A 23692-nucleotide genomic window follows, 5' to 3' on the forward strand; every position below is an offset into this window, starting at 1 on the left:
TGCCCCTGCCCCAATGGCCGAGCCGTGTCCCCTTTTGAGGGAGATGGTCACCCGTAAGGGTTAAAAGTGTGCCGGGCGAGCAGGCCTGGCTGCATCATCCCCCTACCGTCGCCGGGGTGATGAGCAGCAGGCCCGAGCACCCCACGCACTCCACCGGCGCACACCGGTCGCGCGGCGACGGCCGGCGCCGGAGCCGGCCGCAGCCCGCCGAGCGGCCCGAGCGGCCCGAACCGCTCGGCCCGGGTGAACGCGACGACGGCTATGAGCCGTATCTGGACGGGCTGTTCACGTACTGCCTGTCCGTCCTGTGCGACCACGACGCGGCGGCGGCGGTGCTCGGCGAGATGCTCGCGCTCGCGGAGCACCGCCGCGGCCGGCGCCCGGGCGACCCCGCGCTGCACCGCTCCTGGCTCTACGCGCTGGCCCGGTGGGCCTGTCTGCGCCGGCTCGCCGAGCGGACCGGGTCCGCCAGAAGGCCGGGCGGCGCTTCGGACGGCGCACCGGCCGGCTCCGCGGGCACCGCGGCCGTTCGCGACGCCGAGCGGCGGCAGCGGGAACTGGCCGCGCTGGCCTGGCCGGAGGCCGCGGGCACCACCCCCGAGCAGCGCGAGGCGCTGGAGCTCTCGGTGCGCCATCACCTCTCCGCCGACGAGGTCGCCGCGGTGCTCGGCGCCGACCCGATCGCCACCCGCGCGCTGCTGGCCACCGCGTCCTGCGAGGTCGAACGGACCCGGGCGGCGCTGGCCGTCGTCGAGTCGGGGCGATGTCGGGAGGTCGCGCGGCTGGCGGGCGACAGTCAGATGCTGCTGGGCGCGGCGCTGAGCCGGGAGCTGGTGCGCCATGTCGACGACTGCGCCGAGTGCCGGCGGACCGCCGAGCGGGCCACCGTGCCGGGGGCGTGGCCGGGCACCGCGCCGGTGGCCCGGGGCACGCTGCCGCTGGTCGGCGCTCCCGGGGAGGCCGTGCTGGCCGCGTTGGCGGCGGCCCGGCGCTCCCGGTCGGGGCGCGCGGAGGGAGTGCCCGGCGCCGGCCGCGGCGGCCGGGCGCGCGGGGCAAACGGTTCTCCTCGCTACGACCGCGACGGCTTCCCCGTGGGCGCCCCCACGGACCGGGCCGCCCGGCGCCGCAGGCTGCGGGCCCGGGCGCTGACCACCACCGTCGTCGCCACGGTGGTGGCGGCGCCGGTGCTGGCCCTGTGGGCGGCCTACCGCGGCGCTCCCGCCACCGGGGAGGCCGCGAACGAATCACCGGCGGTGACGGCCAGCGACACGGACAGCGGCGTGCAGCTGGGCGGCCGCCCGTACGAGAACGCCGGCAACGCCCGGACGACGCCCGAGCCCGGCTTCCGCGCCGGCGCGGGGCTGTCGGACGTGTCCGTCGAGGTGGTCGACGGGGACGGCGGCGCGCCGCGGTCGGGCGCGCGGGCCGGCCGGGCGGCCCGGGGCCCGGGCCGGCTGACGGTGGCCGCGCAGCCGAGCGGCGGGACGACGGTCATCACGCTGAGTGCCTCGGGGGGTGCGCCGGTGCGCTGGACGGCCTCGTCGGGTGCGCCCTGGCTGCTGATGAGTCATACGGCGGGTTCGCTGCGGCCGGGGCAGTCCACGACGATCACGGTCTACGTCGACCACGACCGGGAGCCCGCGGGCCGGTGGCGGGCCAGGATCGCCATCGGGCCCGGCAGGACCGCCGTGACGATGGAGGGTTTCGGCGCCCCGGAGCCGGGCCCCGGCCCGCAGGACCCGACGCCCACCCACCCGGCACCGACCCCCTCGGGCCCGGCGTCCACGCCCACGCCGACCCCCGCGGATCCGTCTCCCACACCCACCCCCACGGCTTCCGCGCCGACGCCGGCCCCGACGACTCCGGAGCCGAGCTCGCGGCCGTCGAACACCACGCGCCCCGCCGGCTGAGACCGCACGACGGCGGGCCGCGAAGGCATCACGGCCCGCCGAAGAGGCACCACGGCCCGCCGGGGAAGATCACGGCCCATCGGGGACGACGTCACGGTGGCAAGCGACGCCGCCGTCCCGCTCTGGGCCTCGCGGGCCTCGTCCTACTGCGCGGAATCCTTCTCCTTCGCGGAGTCCGCAGGCTTCCCGGAGTCCGCAGGCTTCCCGGACTCCGCGGACTTCCCGGGCTTCTTCGACTGCGCCGGCTTCGGATCCGCCGGATGCGGCGCCATCGGCAGTGTCGCCGCCAGCCGCTCCTCGCACAGCTCGGCGAGCTTGGCGTAGCCCTTCTTGCCCATCAGCTCGGTCAGCTCCGGCTTGTACGAGACGTACACCGGCTCGCCGGCGCCGTGCGCCGACGTCGCGGACGTGCACCACCAGTGCAGGTCGTGGCCACCGGGGCCCCAGCCGCGCCGGTCGTACTCGCCGATGGTCACCTGCAGCACCTGGGTGTCGTCCGGCCGGTCGATCCAGTCGTACGTGCGCCGGATCGGCAGCTGCCAGCAGACGTCCGGCTTGGTCTCCAGCGGTTCGCGGCCCTCGCGCAGCGCGAGGATGTGCAGTGAGCAGCCCGCGCCGGCCGGGAAGCCGGGGCGGTTCTGGAAGATGCACGAGCCCTGCCAGCGGCGGGTCTGCCGCTCGCCGTCGTCGTCCTCCTCGACCCAGCCGGTCTGCGTGCCGACGTCGTGGAACTGCCACAGGTCGGGCGTGAGCCGCGCCACGTGCCGGGCCACCCGCTTCTCGTCGTCGTCGTCCGAGAAGTGCGCGCCGAGCGTGCAGCAGCCGTCGTCGGCCCGGCCGGCCTGGATGCCCTGGCAGCCGCTGCCGAAGATGCAGGTCCAGCGGGAGGTCAGCCAGGTCAGGTCGCAGCGGAAGAGCTGCTCGTCGTCGGCCGGGTCGGGGAAGGTGACCCACGCGCGGGCGAAGTCGAGGCCGACCTCGTCGGCCGGGGGCTGCGCCCCAGCAGCCGCCCGGGCGCGCCGCTTTTCGTCCTTCTTCAGCGCTTTTTCGTGCTTCGCCTTTTTCGTCTTTGCCACAGGTCCAGCGTACGGGGGTCGGTACGGCCTTGAGGAATTGCCGGATCCGGGCCCGGCGCGCGTCCGGGCGCGCAGCGGGCCGCGGGCCGGGAACCACCGCGCCGTGAGGAGCGGGCCATCGGCGCAGTAGGTTTCCCCGTATGAGACTCGGTGTCCTCGATGTGGGTTCGAATACGGTCCATCTGCTGGTGGTGGACGCACACCCGGGCGCGCGCCCGCTGCCCGCCTATTCGCACAAGGCGGATCTGCGCCTTGCCGAACTCCTCGACGAGGCCGGTGCCATAAGCGACGCCGGGGTGGAGCGCCTGGTGGCGACCGTCCTGGAGGCGCTGCAGGTGGCCGAGGACAAGGGCGTCGAGAGCGTGCTGCCGTTCGCCACGTCCGCGGTGCGCGAAGCCACCAACGGCGAGGAGGTGCTGCGCCGGGTCGCCCTGGAGACCGGCGTCGAGCTGCAGGTGCTCTCCGGTGAGGACGAGGCGCGGCTCACCTTCCTCGCGGCCCGCCGCTGGCTGGGCTGGTCCGCCGGCCGGCTGCTGGTGCTGGACATCGGCGGCGGCTCGCTGGAGATCGCCTTCGGCCTCGACGAGGAGCCGGACGTGGCGGTGTCGCTGCCGCAGGGCGCCGGCCGGCTCACGGCGAGCTCTCTGCCGGGCGACCCGCCCGACCCGGACGACGTGCGGGCGCTGCGCCGCCGGGTGCGGGCCGAGATCGCCAAGGTGGTGAGCGAGTTCACCCGGTACGGGACCCCCGACCAGGTCGTCGGCACGTCCAAGACCTTCAAGCAGCTGGCCCGGATCGCGGGCGCCGCGCGCTCGGCCGAGGGCCTGTACGTCCAGCGCGAGCTGACCCGCAGGAATCTGGAGGAGTGGGTGCCGCGGCTGGCCGCGATGACCGTCAAGGAGCGCGCCGAGCTGCCCGGAGTGTCCGACGGCCGGGCGCGGCAGCTGCTGGCCGGGGCGCTGGTCGCCGAGGCCGCGATGGACCTGTTCGGGGTGGAGACGCTGGAGATCTGCCCGTGGGCGCTGCGTGAGGGCGTCATCCTGCGGCGGCTGGACCATCTGCCCGCGTGAGACTCGTCACGCCCGTACGGGAGGTGTGCCACGCCCATCGCCCCAGCCCCACCGGCCACGGGGCTCCCACGGGACGGGGAGACCTGCGCCGACAGGGGCGGTGGCCGTCCGGATCTCCTGCCCCGGGCACGGGCGCGGCCCGTACGCTGTCCCTCGTGACAGAGCCAGTGGTGCGCATCCCGGATGCGAAGGTCGCGCTGTCCACGGCCTCGGTGTATCCGGAGTCGACGGCGACGGCCTTCGAGATCGCCGCGCGCCTGGGCTACGACGGCGTCGAGGTCATGGTGTGGACCGACCCGGTCAGTCAGGACGTCGAGGCGCTGCGCAGGCTCTCCGACTACCACGGCGTACCGGTCCTGGCCGTCCACGCGCCGTGTCTGCTGATCACCCAACGGGTCTGGTCCACCGACCCGTGGGTGAAGCTGCAGCGGGCCCGTAACGCCGCGGAGAAGCTGGGCGCCTCGACCGTGGTGGTGCACCCGCCGTTCCGCTGGCAGCGCAGCTACGCCCGGGAGTTCGTCCGCGGGGTGTGGCGGATGGCGGGCGAGACGGACGTGCGCTTCGCCGTCGAGAACATGTACCCGTGGCGCTACCGGGACCGCGAGATGCTGGCGTACGCCCCGGACTGGGACCCCACCAACGACGACTACCGGCACTTCACCGTCGACCTGTCGCACACCGCCACCGCCCGCAACGACGCGCTGGCGATGGTGGAGCGGATGGGCGACCGGCTGGCGCACGTCCACCTCGCCGACGGCAACGGCTCCGCCAAGGACGAGCACCTGGTGCCGGGGCGCGGCAGCCAGCCCTGCGCCGAGGTGCTGGAGCGGCTGGCCGCCACCGGCTTCGACGGGCATGTGGTCGTCGAGGTCAACACCCGCCGGGCGATGTCCGCCGCCGAACGCGAGGCCGACCTGGCCGAGGCGCTGGCCTTCACCCGGCTGCATCTGGCGTCGCCGAGCCGGGTGCCGGGTTCGTGAGCGAGCCCGCGGACGAGTCGCCCGAGCGGCCCGCCCGCCGCCGGGGACGCCCGCCGCGCGGCGCCGCCGAGGCCGGGCCCGGCGCCCGGGACCGGATCCTGGCCGCGGCCCGTACCGAGTTCGCCGAGCGCGGCTACGACAAGACCTCGGTGCGCGGTATCGCCAAGGCGGCGGGGGTGGATGCGGCGCTGGTGCACCACTACTTCGGCACCAAGGAGCAGGTCTTCGCGGCGGCCATCGAGCTGTCCTTCGCGCCCGCGCTGACCATGCCCGACGCCCTCGCGGGCGGCGGCGCCGAGGTCGGCGAGCGGATGGCCCGCTTCATGTTCGGTGTCTGGGAGAACCCGGTCAGCCGGCCGCCGCTGCTGGCGATCATGCGTTCGGCGCTGACCAACGACACCGCGGCGGCGGTGCTGCGCGGGCTGATCGAGCGCCGGATGCTGCAGCGGCTGGCGGGCGAACTGCGCGTCCCCGACCCCGAGTTCCGGGTGCAGCTCGCCGCGAGCCACCTCATCGGCATCGCGCTGCTGCGCTATGTGATCAAGATGGACCCGGTCGCCTCCGCGGACACCGAGGAGATCATCGCGATGGTCGCGCCGACGCTCCAGCGGTATCTGACCCAGCCGTAGGGGATGCGGGCCCCGGGCCGTAGGGGAGGGGCGAACGGATCCCGTAGGGGATGCGAGGGCCCCCTGCGGGGCCACAACGCGGGGGTGCCGGCAGGCATTCCGCACGACCGCCGGCAGGCATTCCGCACGACCGCCGGGAAGGCGTCCCCCTCTGTTGCCGAGGAAGGCCGACACCGTCCGCACTCTGGGCGGTCGTCTCACATGCCGGAGTCGGCGTCCAGATCTTGGATCAAGAGCGTAACCTCGGACTCAGTTGCTACATGATTTCCGAGGGAGTGACCATCGTGCCTGAGCTGAGGTCCCGCACCGTTACCCATGGCCGCAACATGGCGGGCGCCCGCGCCCTTATGCGGGCCTCGGGTGTAGCGAGCGAGGACATCGGCAAGCCGATCGTCGCGGTGGCCAACTCCTTCACCGAGTTCGTGCCCGGCCACACCCACCTCGCCCCGGTCGGCCGGATCGTCTCCGACGCCATCCGGGCCGCCGGCGCCGTCCCCCGCGAGTTCAACACCATCGCCGTCGACGACGGCATCGCCATGGGCCACGGCGGCATGCTCTACTCGCTGCCCTCCCGCGACCTGATCGCGGACTCCGTCGAGTACATGGTCGAGGCGCACTGCGCCGACGCGCTGATCTGCATCTCCAACTGCGACAAGATCACCCCCGGCATGCTGATGGCCGCGATGCGGCTGAACATCCCGGTGGTCTTCGTCTCCGGCGGCCCGATGGAGGCCGGCCAGGCCACCCTCGTCGACGGCACGGTCCGCAAACTCGACCTGATCAACGCCATCGTCGACTCGGTCAACGACAGCGTCTCGGACGAGGACGTGCTGCGCATCGAGGAGAACGCCTGCCCGACCTGCGGTTCGTGTTCCGGCATGTTCACCGCCAACTCGATGAACTGCCTGACCGAGGCCATCGGCCTCTCGCTGCCCGGCAACGGCTCGGTCCTGGCCACCCACACCGCCCGCAAGGCGCTCTACGAGAACGCCGGCCGCACGGTCGTGGAGATCACCAAGCGCTACTACGAGGACGGCGACGAGTCCGTCCTGCCGCGCAACATCGCCACCCGCGCCGCCTTCGAGAACGCCATGGCGCTCGACATCGCCATGGGCGGCTCCACGAACACGATCCTGCATCTGCTCGCCGCCGCCCAGGAGGCCGAGCTGGACTACGACCTCAAGGACATCGACGAGGTCTCGCGGCGCGTCCCCTGCCTGGCCAAGGTCGCCCCGAACGTGGCGCCCGGCGGCACGTACTACATGGAGGACGTGCACCGCGCCGGCGGCATCCCCGCGATCCTCGGGGAGCTCTACCGCGGCGGACTGCTCAACGAGGACGTGCACTCCGTCCACTCCGCGACCCTCGCCGAGCACCTCAAGACCTGGGACGTGCGCGGCGGTTCCCCCTCCGCCGAAGCCGTCGAGCTGTGGCACGCCGCCCCCGGCTGCAAGCGCTCGGCGACCGCCTTCTCCCAGTCCGAGCGCTGGGAGACGCTGGACACCGACGCCGAGGGCGGCTGCATCCGCTCCGTCGAACACGCCTACTCCAAGGACGGCGGACTGGCCGTCCTCAAGGGCAACATCGCCGAGGACGGCTGCGTGGTGAAGACCGCCGGCGTCGACGAGTCGATCTGGACCTTCGAGGGCCCGGCCGTGGTCTGCGAGTCGCAGGACGAGGCCGTCGACAAGATCCTCACCAAGCAGATCAAGGAGGGCGACGTCGTCGTCATCCGCTACGAGGGCCCCAAGGGCGGCCCCGGCATGCAGGAGATGCTCTACCCGACGTCGTTCCTCAAGGGCCGCGGTCTGGGCAAGGCCTGCGCGCTGGTCACCGACGGCCGCTTCTCCGGCGGCACGTCCGGCCTGTCCATCGGCCACGCCTCCCCCGAGGCGGCGTCCGGCGGCACCATCGCCCTCGTCGAGGACGGCGACCGCATCCGCATCGACATCCCGGGCCGGTCCATCGACCTCCTCGTGGACGACGCGACGCTGGCCGCCCGCCGGGAGGCCCTGGGCGGCGTGTACGCGCCCAAGCAGCGCGAGCGCAACGTGTCGGCGGCGCTGCGGGCCTACGCGGCGATGGCCACCAGCGCGGACAAGGGCGCGGTGCGGGACGTGAACAAGCTCGGCTGAGCACACCCGTCGATGTGAAGGAGCCCCCCACGGCCGTGGGGGGCTCCTTCACATCGGGGCATACGGAGCGTCAACTGCCGGACGGCTCCCCGCCCCTGACGGCGCCGACGCACCAGGAGTCCGGCACGAGGCCGGCGCCCGCCGCCGTCACCGGGAGCCGGTGCGCGGACCTCACCAGCCCGCCGGGTCCTTCGTCGGCGCGCCGAACACCGTGCCGTCCGGCGCCGCGGCGTAGACCGCGCCCCGTGCGCCGTCCACCCGCGGCGCGGGCAGCGACTCCACGAACCCGTTGTGCCGGGCGGCCGTCAGCCGGGGCGGGGTCTGCCCGATCAGCGCGCCCGACCGGGCGTCCATCGCCAGCAGCCGGCCGTCCGCGGCGGTGAAGAACAGCCGGTCGCCGCTCACCACGGGAGCCGAGCCCCGGCTGACGGAGGTCTCGGTGTCCCACTTACGGGCCCCGACGGCCTGCAGCGCACCGCCCTCGGCCAGCAGGTACACCGTCTCGTCGTGCACCACGGCGGCCACACCGTCCAGGGGCGCGGTCAGCGGCAGGCGGCGGGCGTGCCCGGTGGCCGGGTCGTAGCGGACGACGGCGGTGGTGCGGTAGGAGAGCTTGGGGTCGGTGGCGGTGAGGTAGAGCGCCCCGGACGGGCCGGTCCCGGCCGGCGTGAGCACCCCCGGCAGCCGGCGCGACCAGCGGACCCGGCCGTCGGCCACGTCGATGGCGGTGACCTGCGAGGCCCTGCCGTCGGGGGTGGGTTCGGCGGCGTAGGCGGTGTGCGGGCCCCCGAGCCCGGCGAACAGCGGGAGCTGATGGCCGGGGTAGCGCCGGTGCCACCGTTGGCGGTGGGTGGCGCTGTCCAGCGCGGTGACCGTGCCGTCCCCGGCCGCCAGCAGGACCCGGTCGCCGATGACCGCGGCCCCGCCCTCGTATCCGGTGATGTCCCGGCTCCAGCGGACGGCGCCCTTGCCGCCGGGCGACGGATCGAGCGCCAGCAGCCGGGTGGCGTCGGCGGAGAAGACGTACAGCAGCCCGCCGGAGAGCACCGGCGCGGCCGGTGAGGCGGCGTGCCTGCCGGGGGAGTCCTCTGTGCGCCGCCACGCCACCCGGCCGGTGTCCGGGTCGAGCCGGGCGGCCAGTACACCGGTCTGGCCGCAGAAGACGGCACCGGATCCGCTGGTGCAGAAGGGCAGTTCGGCGTCGTGCCCCTTGGGCCGCTGGACGAGCGTGGTGTGCCAGGGGCGGAAGCCCTCGCCGGGGCGCGAGGGGTGGGTCTGCAGCGCCGGGTCCTGACCGGGGCCCGAGGAGGACAGCGCCCGGACGCCGGCGAACGCGCCGGCTCCGGTGACCACCAGGGCGAGGGCCGCCCACAGGGGCCAGCGGCGGCTCCGGGAACGGGCGCCGCGGCGCGGACCGGAGGCGGGCGCGGCCGGGGCGTCGGGAGGGGCCGGGTCGGTGCCGGGGGCCGGCTCGGCGGCGGGAGCCGGTTCGACGAGGGGGGCGGCCACCCGCACATGCGTCGTCTCGGCCCGCGGCGGGGCGGGCTCGGCCCGTACGGGCCGCCGCTGCTCCGGGATCCGCACGTCCGGTACCGCGCCGTCCCACGCGCCCGGCACCGCGTCCCGCACCGCGCCGTCCCACGCGCCCCGCACCTCACCGTCCACGGCCAGGCCCACCGGGTCGTCGGTCCGCAGCATCTCCATCAGCGCGTCCGGCGTCGGGCGGTCCGCCGGATCCTTCGCCAGGCAGCTCTCGATCAGCGGGGCCAACTCCTGCGGCACGCCCGCCAGATCGGCCTCGTCGTGCACCACCTGATACGCGACGAGGTACGGGCTCTCGGAGTCGAACGGTCCGCTGCCGGTGGCGGCGTGCACCAGCACCGAACCCAGCGCGAAGACGTCCGCCGCGGGCCCCACCTCGCGCGGCCGCTGGAACTGCTCGGGCGCCATGAACGGCGGCGTGCCGATCAACTTGCCGGTCTCGGTGCGCATTTCACTGTCGGAGGGGCGCGAGATGCCGAAGTCGATGACTTTCGGGCCGTCGGCGGCCAGCAGCACGTTTCCCGGCTTGAGGTCGCGGTGCACCACCCCGGCACGATGGATGTCGCGCAGCGCCTCGGCGAGTCCCGCAGCCAGCTGCCGGACCTCGCAGGGCGCCAGCGGGCCGCTCCGCTTCACATGGTCCGAAAGCGTCGGGCCGGGGATGTGGAGGGTCGCCATCCAGGGGCGTTCGGCATCCGGGTCGGCGTCCACGACGGGCGCGGTGAAGGCCCCGCTGACCCGCCGCGCGGCCGCCACCTCCTGCCGGAACCGCCCGCGGAACTCCGGGTCCTGGGCGAACTCGGCATGGATGACCTTGACCGCGAGCAGCAGTCCGGAGGACGAGCGGGCCAGGTGGACCACGCCCATACCGCCGGCGCCGAGCCGCGCCTCCAGGCGGTACTGCCCGGCGTATTCCGGACGCTCCGCTTCCGGGCCGACCCCGGAATCGCGCAGCGACGGCATGGTTCCACCCCCGTGTCATTCCCGTGCCATTCGGTCGCAGGTGCGACGCGCGGAGCCTAGTCGATGGTGCGTACGAGATGAACGAAGCTTGCTAGCGTGCGCGTTGCGGAATGGAAATGAACATGATCAAACGGGCACCATCAACGGGGGAACGAGAAATGACAACCCAGGACATCCAGGGCGATCCCGAGCAGGTCGACGGCCAGGCGCTCGCCGCCGCCTCCGCCGGGGGCCTGGTCTATCCGATCGCGCCCGGCTACCGCGTCAAGGTCCGCAAGGGCCCCGGGACGAACTACCCGGTCGTCCGCCTGCTGCCGGAGGGCGCGCGGATCGAGATCCGCTGCCAGCGGCACGGCCAGCGGGTCAGCGGCCCGTACGGCACCTCGGACGTCTGGGACAACATCGGCTCCGGCCAGTACGTCTCCGACACCTACGTCCGCACGGGCAGCGATGTGATGGTCGCGCCGCGCTGCATGGGCGACTGAGCACGGCCGGCGCCCCGGCGCGGACGGGGCACGGCCCGGGCCCGTGCGGCCCGGCGGGGATAATCGAGCCATGAGCGATGCGCAGACCCCCGCCGCGAGCCCCGAGCGCGGCGGCCCCGACGGCGGCCCCGCACCGGAGGAGATCCGGTTCTTCGGCACCACCTGGGTCCACCACGACGGTGGCTACGCGCTGCGCCGGGCCGGCGTCGCGGCGGGCTCGCTCGCGCTCGCCGCGGTCGGCGCGGTCGTGCTGCGGTTCGCCTTCCAGGGCCTGGAGATCGCCGCCGTCGGCCCGTTCGTCGGCATCCTCGTCGTCGCCGGCTTCGCCATCTGCAGCGCACTGGCCTTCCGCCGCACCTGGGACGGCTTCGTGCGCCGCCCGGACGCGGCCGCCCGCGGCGCCGCCGCCTCGTCCGGGCAGAGCCTGATGCTGATCGGCTTCATCGGCTCGCTGCTCGCGTACTTCTGCCGCAGCCTCCTGGAGGCCCCCGGCGAGAAGCTGCACCGCGCCGAGTACACGGCGGCCCGCGAGCGCCACGCGCGCCGCCGCGGAGCCCGCACCGGCAACCCGGCCGCCAAGAGCACCCCGGCCGCGAAGAAGAAGTCCGGCAGGCGCCGCTGAGGCGGTGGGCGGCCCCGCGCGCCCGGCCGGGTGTCACAGTGCGCCCGCCCGCGTCGTCCTTAGGGCAGGAGCACGGCGAGCAGCGGTCGCGCACGACGGCGGGCGATCGCGTACGACACCCGAGGAGCGGACCCATGGCACAGCCGCGGACGAGCGCGGACGACAACCTGGACACGCCGGCCGGCGACCGGCTGGCGCAGTTCGAGGAGCAGCGCGGACGGCTGTGGGCCATCGCCTACCGGATCATGGGCACCGTCACCGACGCCGACGACGCCGTGCAGGAGACCTGGCTGCGCTGGCAGGCGCTGCCCGACGAGCCGCCGGTGGTCAGCCCGCGCGGCTTCCTCACCACCGTCGTCAGCCGCATCTGCTACGACCTGCTGGGCTCGGCCCGAGCCCGCCGCGAGACCTATGTCGGCCCCTGGCTGCCGGAGCCGCTGCTCACCGGGGCGGGCGCCGGCGGAGCGCGGCTGCCGGATCCGCAGAGCGCCGGCGGCCCCGGCCCCGAGGACCGGGTCACGCTCGACGAATCCGTGGGGATGGCCCTGCTGACCGTCCTGGAGCGGCTCACCCCGGCCGAGCGCACCTCCTTCATCCTGCACGACGTCTTCGCGGTGCCCTTCCCTGAGATCGCCGAGGCGGTCGGCCGCACCCCGGACTCCGTACGGCAGCTGGCCTCCCGCGCCCGCAAGCGGGTACGGACCGAGGCGCCGCGCCGCACCGTGGACCGCGCGGAGCACCGCCGCACCGTCGAGGCGTTCCTCACCGCCGTCGTGGGCGGCGACCTCGACGCGCTGCTGGCCGTGCTGGACCCCGAGGTCGTCTGGCGTTCCGACGGCGGCGGCAAGGTCAGCGCCGCCCGCCGGCCGGTACTGGGCCGCGAGAAGGTCGCCCGCTACGCGCGGGGCCTGGTGACGCGGGGCAGCGAACTCGGGCCGATCCGGGCCGAGTTGGTGGACGTCAACGGCGCCACCGGCCTGGTCTTCGCCGACGCGGCGGGCCGGCAGGCCGGGGTGTTCGCCTTCACCGTGCACGACGGGCGGATCATCGAGGTGGACGCCGTGATCAACCCCGACAAGCTCGGGCACCTGGACCTCTTCGGCCTGCTGTGACCGGGCGGCCGCCGCGGGACGGGCGGCCGCCCGGCGACGGGTGACCGTACCGGCCCGGACGGCCGTGCCCTCCGGGCCGCCGGCCGCTGTCACACTCCGGCCCGCCGCGTCGTCCTCCTTGCGGCGCCGGCCGTCCGGGCACGGCGCCCCCACCCCAGGAGGACGGCATGAAGAGCATGGTCAGGCAGCGGGTCGTGGTCCTCGGCGGCGGCTACGCGGGCATGATGGCCGCGCTGCGGCTCGCCCCGTACGCCCGGGTCACCCTGATCGACCCCGACGACCGGTTGACCGAGCGGGTACGGCAGCACGAGGTGGCCGCCGGCCGCCCCGAAGTGGCCCACTCCCGGGCGCGGTTGCTGCACGGCACGGGCGTCGAGCACCTCGCCGCCCGGGCCACCGCCCTCGACGCGGACGCCCGCGCCGTCCACACCGACAGCGGCCGCACCCTCGGCTACGACCGGCTGGTCTACGCCCTCGGCAGCCACACCGACCCGCGCGGGGCCGGTGAAGGCGCCTTCACCGCCGAGAGCGCCGAGGCCCTGCACAAGCGGCTGCTGGACGGGCCGGGCCGGCTGGCCGTGGTCGGCGGCGGCCTGACCGGCATCGAGATGGCCGCCGAGATCGCCGAGGCCCACCCGCGGTGGGAGGTCCGCCTGCTGACCGGCGGGGAGATCGGCGGCGGACTGTCGGCCCGCGGCCGGGCCCATGTCCGTACCGCCCTGGGCCGGCTGGGCGTCCACGTCGAGGAGGGCCGCCATGTCGCCGGCGCGCACGACGTCGACGCCGACGCCGTGCTGTGGACGGCCGCCATGCGGGCCGCCGGCAGCCTCGCCCACGACGCCGGGCTGGACACCGATCCGGTCAGCGGCCGCATCCGGGTCGATGCGGCGCTGCGCTCGGTCAGCCACCCCGACGTCTACGCGGCGGGCGACGCGGCCGCGGCCCGGGCGCCCCGCGCCGGGGCCCTGCGGATGGCCTGCGCCACCGCCCTGCCCACGGGCGCGCACGCGGCCGGCGCGATCATCGCCGAGTCCCGCGGCGTCGAACCCGCGCCGCTGTCGTTCGCCTACGTCATCCAGTGCGTGAGCCTGGGCCGGCGCGACGGCCTGGTCCAGTCCGTACGGGCCGACGACACCCCGCGCGAACGGGCGCTGACGGGCCGTCCGGCCGCCCGCGTCAAGGAGCAGGTGGTCCGCTCCACCCTCCGCCTGCTGAAACTGACGGCCCGCCACCCGGGCGCCGTGCGGTGGATCCCGGGCATGGGCTAGGGGCTGTCCGGTGGGCCGGGCCGCCGCGCGGGGCGTGTGGTAGCACTGCGTGCATGACGGGCAAGACCACCGAACGCGCCGGTTATCACCACGGCGACCTCCCCGCCGCGCTCACCGCGGCGGCGATCGAGCTCCTGGACGAGCGCGGGATGGACCAGGTGACCGTACGTGAGGTCGCACGCCGGGCGGGGGTGTCGCCGGGCGCGCCCTTCAGGCACTTCGCCGACCGGCAGGCGCTGCTGACGGCGGTCGCCGACCGGATCCTGGCCGACTTCGCACAGTGGCAGATCGGCATGGTCGCCGGCGCCGAGGGTTCCGTGATGCGCGCCTTCGGCCTGGGCTTCGTCCGCTTCGCGATCCGCCACCCGCGCCGCTTCGAGCTGATCAGGACCAGGGTGTTCGCCGACGGCCGGCCGGCCGAACTGCACCAGCGCCTGACCGACATCGAACGGGCCTTCACCGACGTCATCGTCGCCGACCAGAAGGCCGGAGTGCTGCGCCCGGGCGATCCCGCGGCGGTCGGCCTGGCGGGGCAGGCCCTGGTCTACGGCCTGTCGCAGATGATCGTCGACGGATATCTGCCACCGGACCGGGCGGAGCAGCTGGCCGAGCAGGTCCTGGACACCTTCGGTACGGGCATCGCCAACTCCCCCGGCCCCGCGGGGCCTTGACCCCCACCCCGCCCGCTGATGTAATCGCCGATCACATCAGCCGAGGAGGGTGAGATGCCCCTACCGCGCCCGTCACGCATCCCGAGATTCCCCGACCCCGCGGCCTCCGGCACGGTGACGATCGAGGTGTCCCCGGCCGAGGCGTACCGCGTCATCAGCGACCCGCTCGTGATGATCCGGCTCGGCGAGGAGGCGCACCGCGCCCGCTGGCTGGGCGGCGCCACGGCCCCCGCGGTGGGCGCCCGCTTCCGCGGCCACAACCGCAACGGCCTGCGCCGCTGGTACACCGACTGCCGGATCACGGACGCCGATCCGGGCCGGCGCTTCGCCTACGAGGTGACGGCACCGCCCGGCGTCCCCATCTCCCGCTGGCAGTACGACATCGCGCCCGCGGCGCAGGGCTGCACCGTCACCGAGACCAACTGGCTCCGGGTGCCGCTGTGGTTCCTCCCCGTCGCCCTCCTGGTCACCGGCGTCTTCGACCGCGTCGGCGCCAACCACACCCACATCGGCAGCACGCTGCAGCGCCTCAAGCGCCATCTGGAGTCACCCCCGGCCGGCGCCGCCGACAGCCCGGAGCACGGCGAGCGCCGCGTGGGGTGAAGCGGCGCGCGGGGCGACCGGGCGCAGCGACTCCCGCCCCGGCCCGAGAGGTCCCGGCGGGCCGTGGGCCGAGGCGGGCCCAGCGGAACCACACCAGGAAGGAAGGCACGCACATGCACGAGGTACGCGGCTTACTCGCTCCTGAGGCGTTCAGTGGTGTCGTCGCCACGGTCATGGACAACAACCCCGGCATGGACGAGCCGACGGCCGGACGGGTGGTGACCGAGGCCCTCAAGTTCGTCGTGGCCGCCGCGAAGTTCCCGGAGGCCTCCCTCCGGCCCTCGCGCCTGGTCGACGAGGGGTGGCACGCCCTCATTCTGCACACGGCCCGGTACGCCGAGCTGTGCGCCCGGCTCGGGCGCTTCGTGCACCACTACCCCGATGAACCCGGCGCCTCGGGGCACGGCGCGGACGGACACCTGCCGACCGTGGCCCTGATCGAGGAGGCGGGGTTCAGCGCGGACAAGGAACTGTGGCCGTCCTCGACGGGCCCGCTCGCCCCGGCGGGGGCGAAGTGCCGGCGCAAGCCCCACCCGGGCGGCGGCTGCGGCACCTCGTCCTGCGGGTCGTCGTGCGGCTCGTCCTGCGGCGGGGGAGGGGGCGAGTAGGTCCCGCCCCGGGCAGGACCGCGCGCCTTAAGGAGCCGGCGGCCGTCCGCGGTGTGCGTGCGTGTGCGGGCGGGCGGCCGCTTCGTGGTCCTCGTCGCTCAGTACTCCCAGTCAGGCTTGCCCTTGCCGTAGAGCCAGTCGTCGAACAGGTCCTTCAGGTCCACGTCCGTGCGCGCCTGGCAGAAGGCGATGAAGTCCTTCGAATCGGCGTTGCCGTGGCGGTGCTCGGTGGGCCACTCCTTGAGGATCTTGAAGAAGGTCTTGTCGCCGACGGCCTTGCGCAGCTGCTGGAGCACCATCGCGCCGCGCTCGTAGACGGGCGTCCCGGTCACGTCCTTCGGCCCGGCCGGCTTGCCCGCGGGGAACTCCCAGCGCTCGCCGTCCTCGTCGTCCGCGTAGAGCGCGTCGAACTGCTGCTGCGGCGTCTTGCCGCCCTCGTGCTCCTCCCACAGCCACTCGGCGTAGGTCGCGAAGCCCTCGTTGAGCCAGGTGTCCCGCCAGGTCTTCGGCGTCACCGAGTCGCCGAACCACTGGTGGGCCATCTCGTGCACCACGGTCACGGTGTCCGGCGCCCCGGCGTAGACCGGCTTGGTCTGGGACTCCAGGGCGTACCAGTCGATCCGCTCCGGGGTGTGGTCGACGATCGCGCCCGCCGAGGAGAAGGGGTACTTCCCGAACAGCCCGCTCTCCCACTTGATGATCTCCGGCAGCCGCTCCAGCGGCTCCTTGCTCGCCTCGGCCTCCGCCGGGTCCACCGCGACGTACAGCGGCAGCCCCTCCGGTGTGCGGGACGTGCGGACGTCGAACTTCCCGATGGTGGCGGTGGCCAGGTAGGTGGCCATCGGCTGCGGGTTGTGCCACTCGAACGTGGCCTTGCCCTTGGAGGTCTTCTCCGACCGCAGCTCCCCGTTGGCGACGGCGGTGTACTGCCGCGGCACGGTGATCTTGAAGTCGTAGGCGGCCTTGTCGCCGGGGTGGTTGTTCCCGGGGAACCACGTCATGGCCCCCGCGGGCTCACCCGACACGAACGCGCCGTCGGCGGTCTTGACCCAGCCCTCCGTCGACCCGTCCGGATCCTCCATCTCCTGAGGGGTCCCGCCGTAGTCGACGGTCGTACGGAACCGCGCGCCCTTGGCGATCCCGTCCCGCGGGGTCACCGTCAGCTTGTGCCCCTTGCGGGAGAACGCGGCGTCCTCGCCGTCGACCCGGACGGCGGACACCCGCAGCCCCTGCAGATCCAGCTTGAACGAGCGCAGGTCCTGCGTGGCCCGGGCGGTGATCTCGGCGGTGGCGTCCAGGTGCCGGTGCTTGACGTCGTAGTCGAGATCGAGCCCGTAATGGCCGACCTGGTAGCCGCCGTTGCCCAGCGCCGGGAAGAGCGGGTCGCCCACCCCGCCGCTGCCCGCCGTCCCCTGGGCGCTGACGGCCGCGCTCGTGCACGAGGACAGCAGCAGGGCGACGGACAGGGCCGCGGTCGCACCGCAGCAGCGAAGGGGCCGGCGGTTCACAGCGCTCCTAGGGTCGGTGATCACAAGTTCCCCGACCCTACGGTCATTTCCGCCGCTACGCCCCTCCACTACCGCTTGGAGCGCATTACGGGGCGACGGACGGCGCGGTGTGCTGCGCGGTTCCCTCCGGGCCGCGGCGCTGCTCCTCCCAGTTGCCGAGCGCGGCCGCACACGCGTGGTCGAGGTGGCGCAGCCCGGACAGGTCCAGCTCGATCTCCCGGTCCCGGGGCAGCGCCTCCAACTGGTCGAGCAGCCTGGGCAGCCGCAGGAAGGTGGCGTTGCCGACGGCCCGTACGCGGACGGGACGTCGAGAGCCCGGCGCGGACGTCCCCTCGGGCTCCTCCAGTCCCACGATCTCCAGGTGCACGTGCGAGGTCGCCCACGCCGACTTGGCGATCGCCATCAGCAGCCCCAGCAGCACCCCCTCGAACATGTTGGTGGCCACGATCGCCACCGCGGTGGCGGCCAGCACCACGGCCTCACCCCGGTGCTCCCGCCACAGCGGGCGCCACTCCTTGACCGGCAGCAGCTTCCAGCCCGCGTGCACCAGCACACCGGCCAGCGCCGCGATCGGCACCGAGCCCAGCGCCGCCGGGAACGCCGCCGCGAAGACCAGCAGCCACACCCCGTGCAGCACCCGGGACGCCTTCGTCCGCGCCCCGGCCCGCACGTTCGCGGAGCTGCGCACGATCACCGCGGTCATCGGCAGCGCGCCGAGCAGCCCGCAGACCGTGTTGCCGGCGCCCTGCGCCATCAGCTCCTTGTCGTAGTCGGTCTTCGGCCCGTCGTGCAGCCGGTCCACCGCGGCCGCGCTGAACAGCGACTCCGCCGACGCGATCAGCGTGAAGGCGAGCACGGTGCCCAGCGCACCGGCCACCGCCCCCGCCTCCACCAGCCGCGCGAAGTCCGCCCCGCCCGGCGGCTGTACGACATCCAGCAGGCCCTGCACCTCGACCCGCGCCACCGGCAGGTCCCAGACGAACACCACGGCGGTCGCCAGGGCCACCGCCACCAGCGGCGCCGGCAGCACCCGCGCCGCCCGCCGCCACCGTGGCCACAGCGCCAGCAGCACCATGGTCGAGGCGCCGATCGCCAGCGCCGTCAGCGCGGTCTGCGACCCGGCGGTATCCGCCGCGAGCCGCGGCAGCCCGGCCAGGTTCGCCGGGCCGCCACCGGGCGCCTCGGCGTCCACCAGGGTGTACAACTGCCCGGCGATCAGCACCAGTCCGATACCGGCCAGCATTCCCTGGACGACCGCGACCGAGATGGCCCGAAACCAGCGGCCCAGCCGCAGCGCTCCCATGACCAGCTGCAGCAGCCCGGCGATCAGCACCAGCGCGCCCAGCGTGCCGAGCCCGTACTCCTGCACGGCCTCGTAGACCAGCACGGTCAGCCCGGCGGCCGGCCCGCTGACCTGCAGACTGCTGCCCGGCAGCAGCCCGGTGAGCAGCCCCCCGACGATCCCGGTGAGCAGCCCCAGCTCGGCCGGCACCCCGGAGGCGACGGCCACCCCGACACACAGCGGGACGGCGACGAGGAAGACGACGAGCGAAGCGGTGAAGTCGGCGCGCAGGACCGACAGCGAAGGCCGCGCCGAGCGGGTGGCCCGGGGGGATATCGACTGACGGGACGGGTGTGAGCGGGCAATACGGAACCTACGCATGACGTGCCTCCAGCGGAAGAGAGATACGGCGGCGCACGCGCGGATACCGGCACCGGCCCGGAATCGGGCACGGCAAACAGGCGCAGGGCGACCGGGGCCGGCCTGCTGTGGGCCGGCTGCCGTGCGGTGCCGTGCGGCGCGCGCCATGAAGGGTGTGGCGATGACGGCTGGATCCGTCGGGATGCGCGGGCCGGGGAAGGCCCTGGGGCAGCTCTCAGCTCGCCGTGCTCAGCAGCGGAAGACGAGGTGGTGGACCGGCAGCTCGCCCGATCTCGACACGGGCACGGCCTGACGCCCGGTCAGCGGGGCGGCCAGGCTCAGCCCGCCGTCGGTCCGTACGGGAGCGTCGGTCGACACGGCCGTGCCGGGCGGTGCGGGCACGCGGAACGTGGCCGCGGAGCGCCCGCCGCGGCGTGGCAGACAGCGGCCGAGGGCGGCTTCCGGGTCCTCGGAGGGGTCCGAGGCCACCGGGGCGGCGTTCGCGGAGCCGGCACCGGAGGCGCTGTTCCTGGCGGGCGCGGCCGCCGCGTCGGTTCCGAACGCGCCGTCGGCGGCGGTCGGCAGGGCCAGGACGACGGCCATGAGGATCAACAGGAGCCGCACGAAACGGCCCACCTGGATCTTCGCCATCGACGCCCCTTTCGGCGCGGCTGGACAGGTCACCCCATTGTGTCGAGCCCGGCAGGCCCCGCCGCAAGTCGATATGTGATCGACCTGTGAATACGGAGTTATCGGACAGGAGGGAAGGGTTCCGTTCGCGCCGGCGGCCGCCAAAGTGCGATCCGTGCTTCAACGCGCTGTATTGCGCGCCACTCCGCTGGGTTGTTCACCCCAATGGCCCAACGCTTGACGCCCCACCCCACCCGGCGCATTATTCATCACATGATGAATTACCGTGACGGTGCCGCCGCCGAGCCGGCCGTCCACGCCCACGACCTCACCGTCGTCCGAGGCGGCCGCACCGTCCTCGACGCCCTCACCTGCCACGTCCCCCGCGGCCGCATCACCGGCCTCCTCGGCCCCTCCGGCTGCGGCAAATCCACCCTCCTGCGCGCCGTCGTCGGCACCCAGGCCCACGTCACCGGCACCCTCGACGTCCTCGGCCACCCCGCGGGCGCCCCCGCACTGCGCCCCCGCATCGGCTACGTCACCCAGGACCCGTCCGTCTACGACGACCTCACGGTCCGCCAGAACCTCGACTACTTCGCCGCGGTCCTGCACCCCGGCCGCGCCGCCCGCGACCACCGCCGCACCGGCGTCGCCCGCGCCATCGCCGACGTCGACCTCACCCGCCACGCCGACGTCCTCGCCGGCCGCCTCTCCGGCGGCCAGCGCAGCCGGGTCTCCCTCGCGGTGGCCCTCCTCGGCGCCCCCGAACTCCTCGTCCTCGACGAACCCACCGTCGGCCTGGACCCCGTCCTCCGCCGCGACCTGTGGAACCTCTTCCACACCCTCGCCGCCGACCGGGGCACCACCCTCCTGGTGTCCTCCCACGTCATGGACGAGGCCGAGCGCTGCGACCGCCTCCTGCTGATGCGCGAGGGCCGCTTCCTGGCCGAGGACACCCCGCAGGCCCTCCGCGACCGCACCGGCGCGCCCACCGTCGAGGCCGCCTTCCTCCACCTCGTCGACCAGGCCGCGACCGCCGCCCCGCACCACGACACCACCACCCAGGAGCCGGCCCGATGACCGCCACCGCCCCCCTGCCCGCCGCGGCCCTGCGCCCGCGCACCGCGCCGATCTCCCGCACCCTGGCCACCGCCGCCCGGGTCCTGCGCCAGCTGCGCCACGACCGCCGCACCCTCGCGATGATGCTGGTCGTCCCGTGCGTGATGATCGCCCTGCTCCGCTACGTCTTCGACGCCCGCCCGGAGACCTTCGACAGCATCGGGGCCTCCCTCCTCGGCATCTTCCCGATGATCACGATGTTCCTGGTGACCTCCATCGCCACCCTGCGCGAACGCACCTCGGGCACCCTGGAACGCCTGCTCGCCATGCCCCTGGGCAAGGCCGACCTGATCGGCGGCTACGCCCTGGCCTTCGGCCTGCTGGCGGTCGTCCAGTCCGCCCTCGCCACGGCGCTGTCCCTGTGGGCCCTGGGCCTGGACACCGTCGGCTCCCCCTGGCTGCTCCTGCTCGTCGCCGTCCTGGACGCCCTCCTGGGCACCGCCCTCGGCCTCTTCGTCTCGGCCTTCGCCGCCTCCGAGTTCCAGGCCGTACAGTTCCTGCCCGCCGTCCTGATGCCCCAGCTCCTGCTCTGCGGCCTGTTCACCCCGCGCGAGACCATGCACCCCGCCCTCGAAGCGCTCTCCGACGCCCTGCCGATGTCCTACGCCGTCGACGGCATGAACGAGGTCCTGCACCACCCCGACGTCACCGGCGACTTCGTCCGCGACGCGATCGTCGTCACCGGCTGCGCCCTCCTCGTCCTCGCCCTCGGCGCCGCCACCCTCCGCCGCCGTACGAGGTGACACCGTCTTGGCCCTCGGAACGCACCCGCGCCCCGCGCCGCCCGGGTGCGAGGATGACGGCGTAACCGACCAGGCACCACCGGCGAGGTGAACCGCAGCATGACCCAGAAGGTCGCCGTACTCGGCACCGGAAAAATCGGCGAAGCCCTCCTCAGCGGAATGATCCGAGGCGGCTGGGCGCCCGCCGACCTTCTGGTCACCGCCCGCCGCCAGGAACGCGCCGAACAGCTCCACGCCCGCTACGGCGTGGAAGCCGTCAGCAACGCCGAGGCCGCGAAGTCCGCCGACACCCTCATCCTCACCGTCAAGCCGCAGGACATGGGCACCCTCCTGCGGGAACTCGCCCCGCACGTCCCCGTCGACCGCCTGGTCATCAGCGGCGCGGCCGGCATCCCCACCTCCTACTTCGAGGAGCGCCTGGCCGCCGGCACCCCCGTCGTCCGGGTCATGACGAACACCCCCGCCCTCGTCGACGAGGCGATGTCCGTCATCTCCGCCGGCTCCCACGCCAGCGCCGCCCACCTCACCCTCGCCGAGGAGATCTTCGCAACGGTCGGCAAGACCCTCCGCGTCCCCGAGACCCAGCAGGACGCCGCCACCGCCCTCTCCGGCTCCGGCCCGGCGTACTTCTACTTCCTCGTCGAGGCGATGACCGACGCCGGCATCCTGCTCGGCCTGCCCCGGGACAAGGCCCACGACCTCATCGTCCAGGCCGCCATCGGCGCCGCCGTGATGCTCCGCGACAGCGGCGAACACCCCGTCAAACTCCGCGAGAACGTCACGTCCCCGGCCGGCACCACCATCAACGCCATCCGCGAACTCGAGAACCACGGCGTCCGCGCCGCCCTGATCGCCGCCCTGGAAGCCGCCCGCGACCGCAGCCGCGAACTGGCCACCGGCAACGGCTGACCCCCGTGGCGGGGCAGCCGGCCCATCGGACAGGTCCTGGGCCCGGCTGCCCCACGGCCCGCCCTAGGCCAGCAGCCCCATCGCCCGATAGGCCGCGTCCACCCGCGGCCTGGCGACCGCCCGGGCCCGCTCCGCCCCGGCGCGCAGCACCGCGTCCACCGCCGACGGATCCGCCGCCAGCTCCGCATGCCTGCTCCGCACCGGCCGCAACATCTCCACCACCGCCTCCGCGGTGTCCTTCTTCAGCGCCCCGTACGAGGAGTACTCCCCGGCCAGCCGCTCCGGATCCCCATCCGTACAGGCGGCCAGCACATCCAGGAGATTGGCCACCCCCGGCCGCTCCGCGCGGTCGTGGACGACATCGCTGCCGCCATCGGTGACCGCCCGCATCACCTTCTTGCGGACCACCTCCGGCTCGTCCAGCAAATACACCACCCCCGCCGTCCTGGCGTGCGACTTGCCCATCTTGGACGTCGGCTCCTGCAGATCCATCACCCGCGCCGCCACCGCCGGATGCGTCGCCCTGGGCACGACGAACGTGGGCCCGTACCGCTGGTTGAAGCGCACCGCCAGATCCCGCGTCAGCTCCACATGCTGCGCCTGGTCCTCCCCTACTGGCACCTCCTGCGCCCCGTACGCCAGGATGTCCGCCGCCATCAGCGCCGGATAGGTCAGCAGCGACAGCCGCACACTCCCACCCCGCGCCTGCTCCCGCGCGGCCTTCTCCTTGTACTGGATCATGCGCCGCATCTCCCCGTCGGAGGCCGTGCACTCCATCAGGTACGACAGCCGCACATGCTCATCGACCTGGCTCTGCGCGAACACCGTGCACAGCTCGGGATCCAGCCCGGCGGCCAGCAGCAGCGTCGCGGCCTGCCGACTCAGCCGCCGCAACCGCGCCGGATCGTGCTCGACGGTGAGCGCATGCAGATCCACCACGCAGAACAGCGCATCCGCCCGGTGCTGGTCCACCTCGACCCACCGCCGCATCGCCCCGAGATAGTTCCCCAGCGTCAGATGCCCCGTGGGCTGCACCCCGCTGAAGATCCGAGTACGCCCCGCCGCAGTCGTCGCCATCGCCATCTCGCCCGTCCTTCTCTCCCGCACTCCGCTGAGTGCGCGTCGGGACCGCCGACTTCGCCGGCCGGCTACGAGAGGGGGATACGCGAACGGCCGCCGAAGCGGCGGCCGTGGTCATGCATGCGCTGTGGTCGGCCGCCGTCAGGCGAGCCACCACTGCTGTACGAGCGCATGCGTAGTCATGCCGCAAACGTACACGGCGAACCCGGGCCCGGCGCGGGTTTGAACAACCCCACGCCCTCGTGTAGTGTCCTCCGAGTTGCCACGGAGCCGACCGGCCCCGGACAACCATCCGCCGCTTCGCGGCACACCACTACTGCACGACTCCTCACCGGGAACAATTTCGGCATGCCGAAATTCGGACCGTGGCGCGATTATGCGCCGACG

21 protein-coding genes are annotated in these 23692 nt (G+C 74.0%); 15 read left to right on the forward strand and 6 right to left on the reverse strand.

Annotated elements, in window-relative coordinates; all coding sequences use genetic code 11:
* Nucleotides 1–119: 119 nt before the first annotated feature.
* The gene (locus tag ACFWZH_RS11500; protein WP_384428141.1) at nucleotides 120–1910 is read left to right on the forward strand and encodes a sigma-70 family RNA polymerase sigma factor; all 1791 of its coding nucleotides are present in this window, start codon (nucleotides 120–122) and stop codon (nucleotides 1908–1910) included.
* Between the two features lie 143 nt (nucleotides 1911–2053).
* Here the strand turns inward: ACFWZH_RS11500 and ACFWZH_RS11505 are convergent, their stop codons facing one another.
* Complete coding sequence (locus tag ACFWZH_RS11505; protein WP_384428143.1) at nucleotides 2054–2986, reverse strand: hypothetical protein; 933 nt, start codon at nucleotides 2984–2986, stop codon at nucleotides 2054–2056.
* A gap of 140 nt (nucleotides 2987–3126) precedes the next feature.
* On the opposite strand from ACFWZH_RS11505, the gene ACFWZH_RS11510 reads away from it, so the two are divergent.
* The 4 genes from ACFWZH_RS11510 (at nucleotide 3127) to ilvD (ending at nucleotide 7800) form a co-directional block, all read left to right on the forward strand.
* Entirely contained in the window at nucleotides 3127–4056 is a 930-nt protein-coding gene (locus ACFWZH_RS11510) for a Ppx/GppA family phosphatase (RefSeq protein ID WP_384428145.1), read from the forward strand.
* 155 nt (nucleotides 4057–4211) lie between these two features.
* Nucleotides 4212–5036: a sugar phosphate isomerase/epimerase family protein gene (locus tag ACFWZH_RS11515; protein WP_384428147.1), complete on the forward strand. Its 825-nt coding sequence runs from the start codon at nucleotides 4212–4214 to the stop codon at nucleotides 5034–5036.
* Nucleotides 5033–5665, forward strand: coding sequence for a TetR family transcriptional regulator (locus tag ACFWZH_RS11520; RefSeq protein ID WP_384428148.1), 633 nt, complete (start codon nucleotides 5033–5035; stop codon nucleotides 5663–5665). Before ACFWZH_RS11515 ends, ACFWZH_RS11520 begins: the two co-directional genes overlap by 4 nt.
* A gap of 284 nt (nucleotides 5666–5949) precedes the next feature.
* Nucleotides 5950–7800 carry a dihydroxy-acid dehydratase gene (gene ilvD, locus ACFWZH_RS11525; protein WP_384428150.1) on the forward strand — a complete coding sequence of 617 codons (1851 nt, stop codon included), beginning with the start codon at nucleotides 5950–5952 and terminating at the stop codon, nucleotides 7798–7800.
* A gap of 171 nt (nucleotides 7801–7971) precedes the next feature.
* Here ilvD and ACFWZH_RS11530 read toward each other — a convergent pair whose 3' ends face one another.
* Nucleotides 7972–10305 carry a serine/threonine-protein kinase gene (locus ACFWZH_RS11530; RefSeq protein ID WP_384428152.1) on the reverse strand — a complete coding sequence of 778 codons (2334 nt, stop codon included), beginning with the start codon at nucleotides 10303–10305 and terminating at the stop codon, nucleotides 7972–7974.
* Between the two features lie 158 nt (nucleotides 10306–10463).
* Between ACFWZH_RS11530 and ACFWZH_RS11535 the strand changes: the two genes are divergently transcribed.
* The 7 genes from ACFWZH_RS11535 (at nucleotide 10464) to ACFWZH_RS11565 (ending at nucleotide 15674) form a co-directional block, all read left to right on the forward strand.
* Nucleotides 10464–10790 (forward strand): peptidase, encoded by a 327-nt coding sequence (locus ACFWZH_RS11535; protein ID WP_384428153.1) that lies wholly within the window; start codon nucleotides 10464–10466, stop codon nucleotides 10788–10790.
* Between the two features lie 70 nt (nucleotides 10791–10860).
* A complete protein-coding gene (locus ACFWZH_RS11540) occupies nucleotides 10861–11412 on the forward strand; it encodes a hypothetical protein (protein WP_384428155.1) in 552 nt (183 codons plus the stop codon).
* A gap of 134 nt (nucleotides 11413–11546) precedes the next feature.
* Nucleotides 11547–12524 (forward strand): RNA polymerase sigma factor SigJ, encoded by a 978-nt coding sequence (sigJ, locus tag ACFWZH_RS11545; RefSeq protein WP_384428157.1) that lies wholly within the window; start codon nucleotides 11547–11549, stop codon nucleotides 12522–12524.
* A gap of 167 nt (nucleotides 12525–12691) precedes the next feature.
* Nucleotides 12692–13792 carry an NAD(P)/FAD-dependent oxidoreductase gene (locus ACFWZH_RS11550; RefSeq protein ID WP_384428159.1) on the forward strand — a complete coding sequence of 367 codons (1101 nt, stop codon included), beginning with the start codon at nucleotides 12692–12694 and terminating at the stop codon, nucleotides 13790–13792.
* A 53-nt stretch (nucleotides 13793–13845) separates the two neighbouring features.
* Nucleotides 13846–14463: a TetR/AcrR family transcriptional regulator gene (locus ACFWZH_RS11555; protein WP_384428161.1), complete on the forward strand. Its 618-nt coding sequence runs from the start codon at nucleotides 13846–13848 to the stop codon at nucleotides 14461–14463.
* 54 nt (nucleotides 14464–14517) lie between these two features.
* Nucleotides 14518–15066, forward strand: coding sequence for an SRPBCC family protein (locus tag ACFWZH_RS11560; RefSeq protein WP_384428163.1), 549 nt, complete (start codon nucleotides 14518–14520; stop codon nucleotides 15064–15066).
* Between the two features lie 113 nt (nucleotides 15067–15179).
* Entirely contained in the window at nucleotides 15180–15674 is a 495-nt protein-coding gene (locus ACFWZH_RS11565; RefSeq protein ID WP_384428165.1) for a glycine-rich domain-containing protein, read from the forward strand.
* Nucleotides 15675–15772: 98 nt separating this feature from the next.
* Here ACFWZH_RS11565 and ACFWZH_RS11570 read toward each other — a convergent pair whose 3' ends face one another.
* The 3 genes from ACFWZH_RS11570 to ACFWZH_RS11580 form a co-directional block, all read right to left on the reverse strand.
* Nucleotides 15773–17182, reverse strand: a complete 1410-nt coding sequence (locus tag ACFWZH_RS11570) for a M1 family metallopeptidase (RefSeq protein ID WP_384428167.1) — start codon at nucleotides 17180–17182, stop codon at nucleotides 15773–15775.
* 85 nt (nucleotides 17183–17267) lie between these two features.
* Nucleotides 17268–18845 carry a SulP family inorganic anion transporter gene (locus tag ACFWZH_RS11575; RefSeq protein WP_384428169.1) on the reverse strand — a complete coding sequence of 526 codons (1578 nt, stop codon included), beginning with the start codon at nucleotides 18843–18845 and terminating at the stop codon, nucleotides 17268–17270.
* Nucleotides 18846–19073: 228 nt separating this feature from the next.
* Nucleotides 19074–19475: a hypothetical protein gene (locus tag ACFWZH_RS11580; RefSeq protein WP_384428171.1), complete on the reverse strand. Its 402-nt coding sequence runs from the start codon at nucleotides 19473–19475 to the stop codon at nucleotides 19074–19076.
* Between the two features lie 252 nt (nucleotides 19476–19727).
* Here ACFWZH_RS11580 and ACFWZH_RS11585 point away from each other — a divergent pair, with 252 nt between their 5' ends.
* The 3 genes from ACFWZH_RS11585 to proC all read left to right on the forward strand — a co-directional run bounded on the left by ACFWZH_RS11585 (nucleotide 19728) and on the right by proC (nucleotide 22225).
* Entirely contained in the window at nucleotides 19728–20534 is an 807-nt protein-coding gene (locus ACFWZH_RS11585) for an ABC transporter ATP-binding protein (protein WP_384428173.1), read from the forward strand.
* On the forward strand, nucleotides 20531–21316 hold the full coding sequence (locus ACFWZH_RS11590; RefSeq protein ID WP_384428175.1) for an ABC transporter permease: 786 nt from the start codon (nucleotides 20531–20533) through the stop codon (nucleotides 21314–21316). Before ACFWZH_RS11585 ends, ACFWZH_RS11590 begins: the two co-directional genes overlap by 4 nt.
* Nucleotides 21317–21415: 99 nt before the next feature.
* The gene (gene proC / locus ACFWZH_RS11595; RefSeq protein ID WP_384428177.1) at nucleotides 21416–22225 is read left to right on the forward strand and encodes a pyrroline-5-carboxylate reductase; all 810 of its coding nucleotides are present in this window, start codon (nucleotides 21416–21418) and stop codon (nucleotides 22223–22225) included.
* Nucleotides 22226–22288: 63 nt separating this feature from the next.
* Here proC and trpS read toward each other — a convergent pair whose 3' ends face one another.
* Nucleotides 22289–23302 carry a tryptophan--tRNA ligase gene (gene trpS / locus ACFWZH_RS11600; protein WP_384428206.1) on the reverse strand — a complete coding sequence of 338 codons (1014 nt, stop codon included), beginning with the start codon at nucleotides 23300–23302 and terminating at the stop codon, nucleotides 22289–22291.
* Nucleotides 23303–23692: the final 390 nt, after the last annotated feature.

The sequence above is a fragment of the Streptomyces sp. NPDC059008 genome, from assembly GCF_042749045.1.
Taxonomy (GTDB): Bacteria; Actinomycetota; Actinomycetes; order Streptomycetales; family Streptomycetaceae; genus Streptomyces.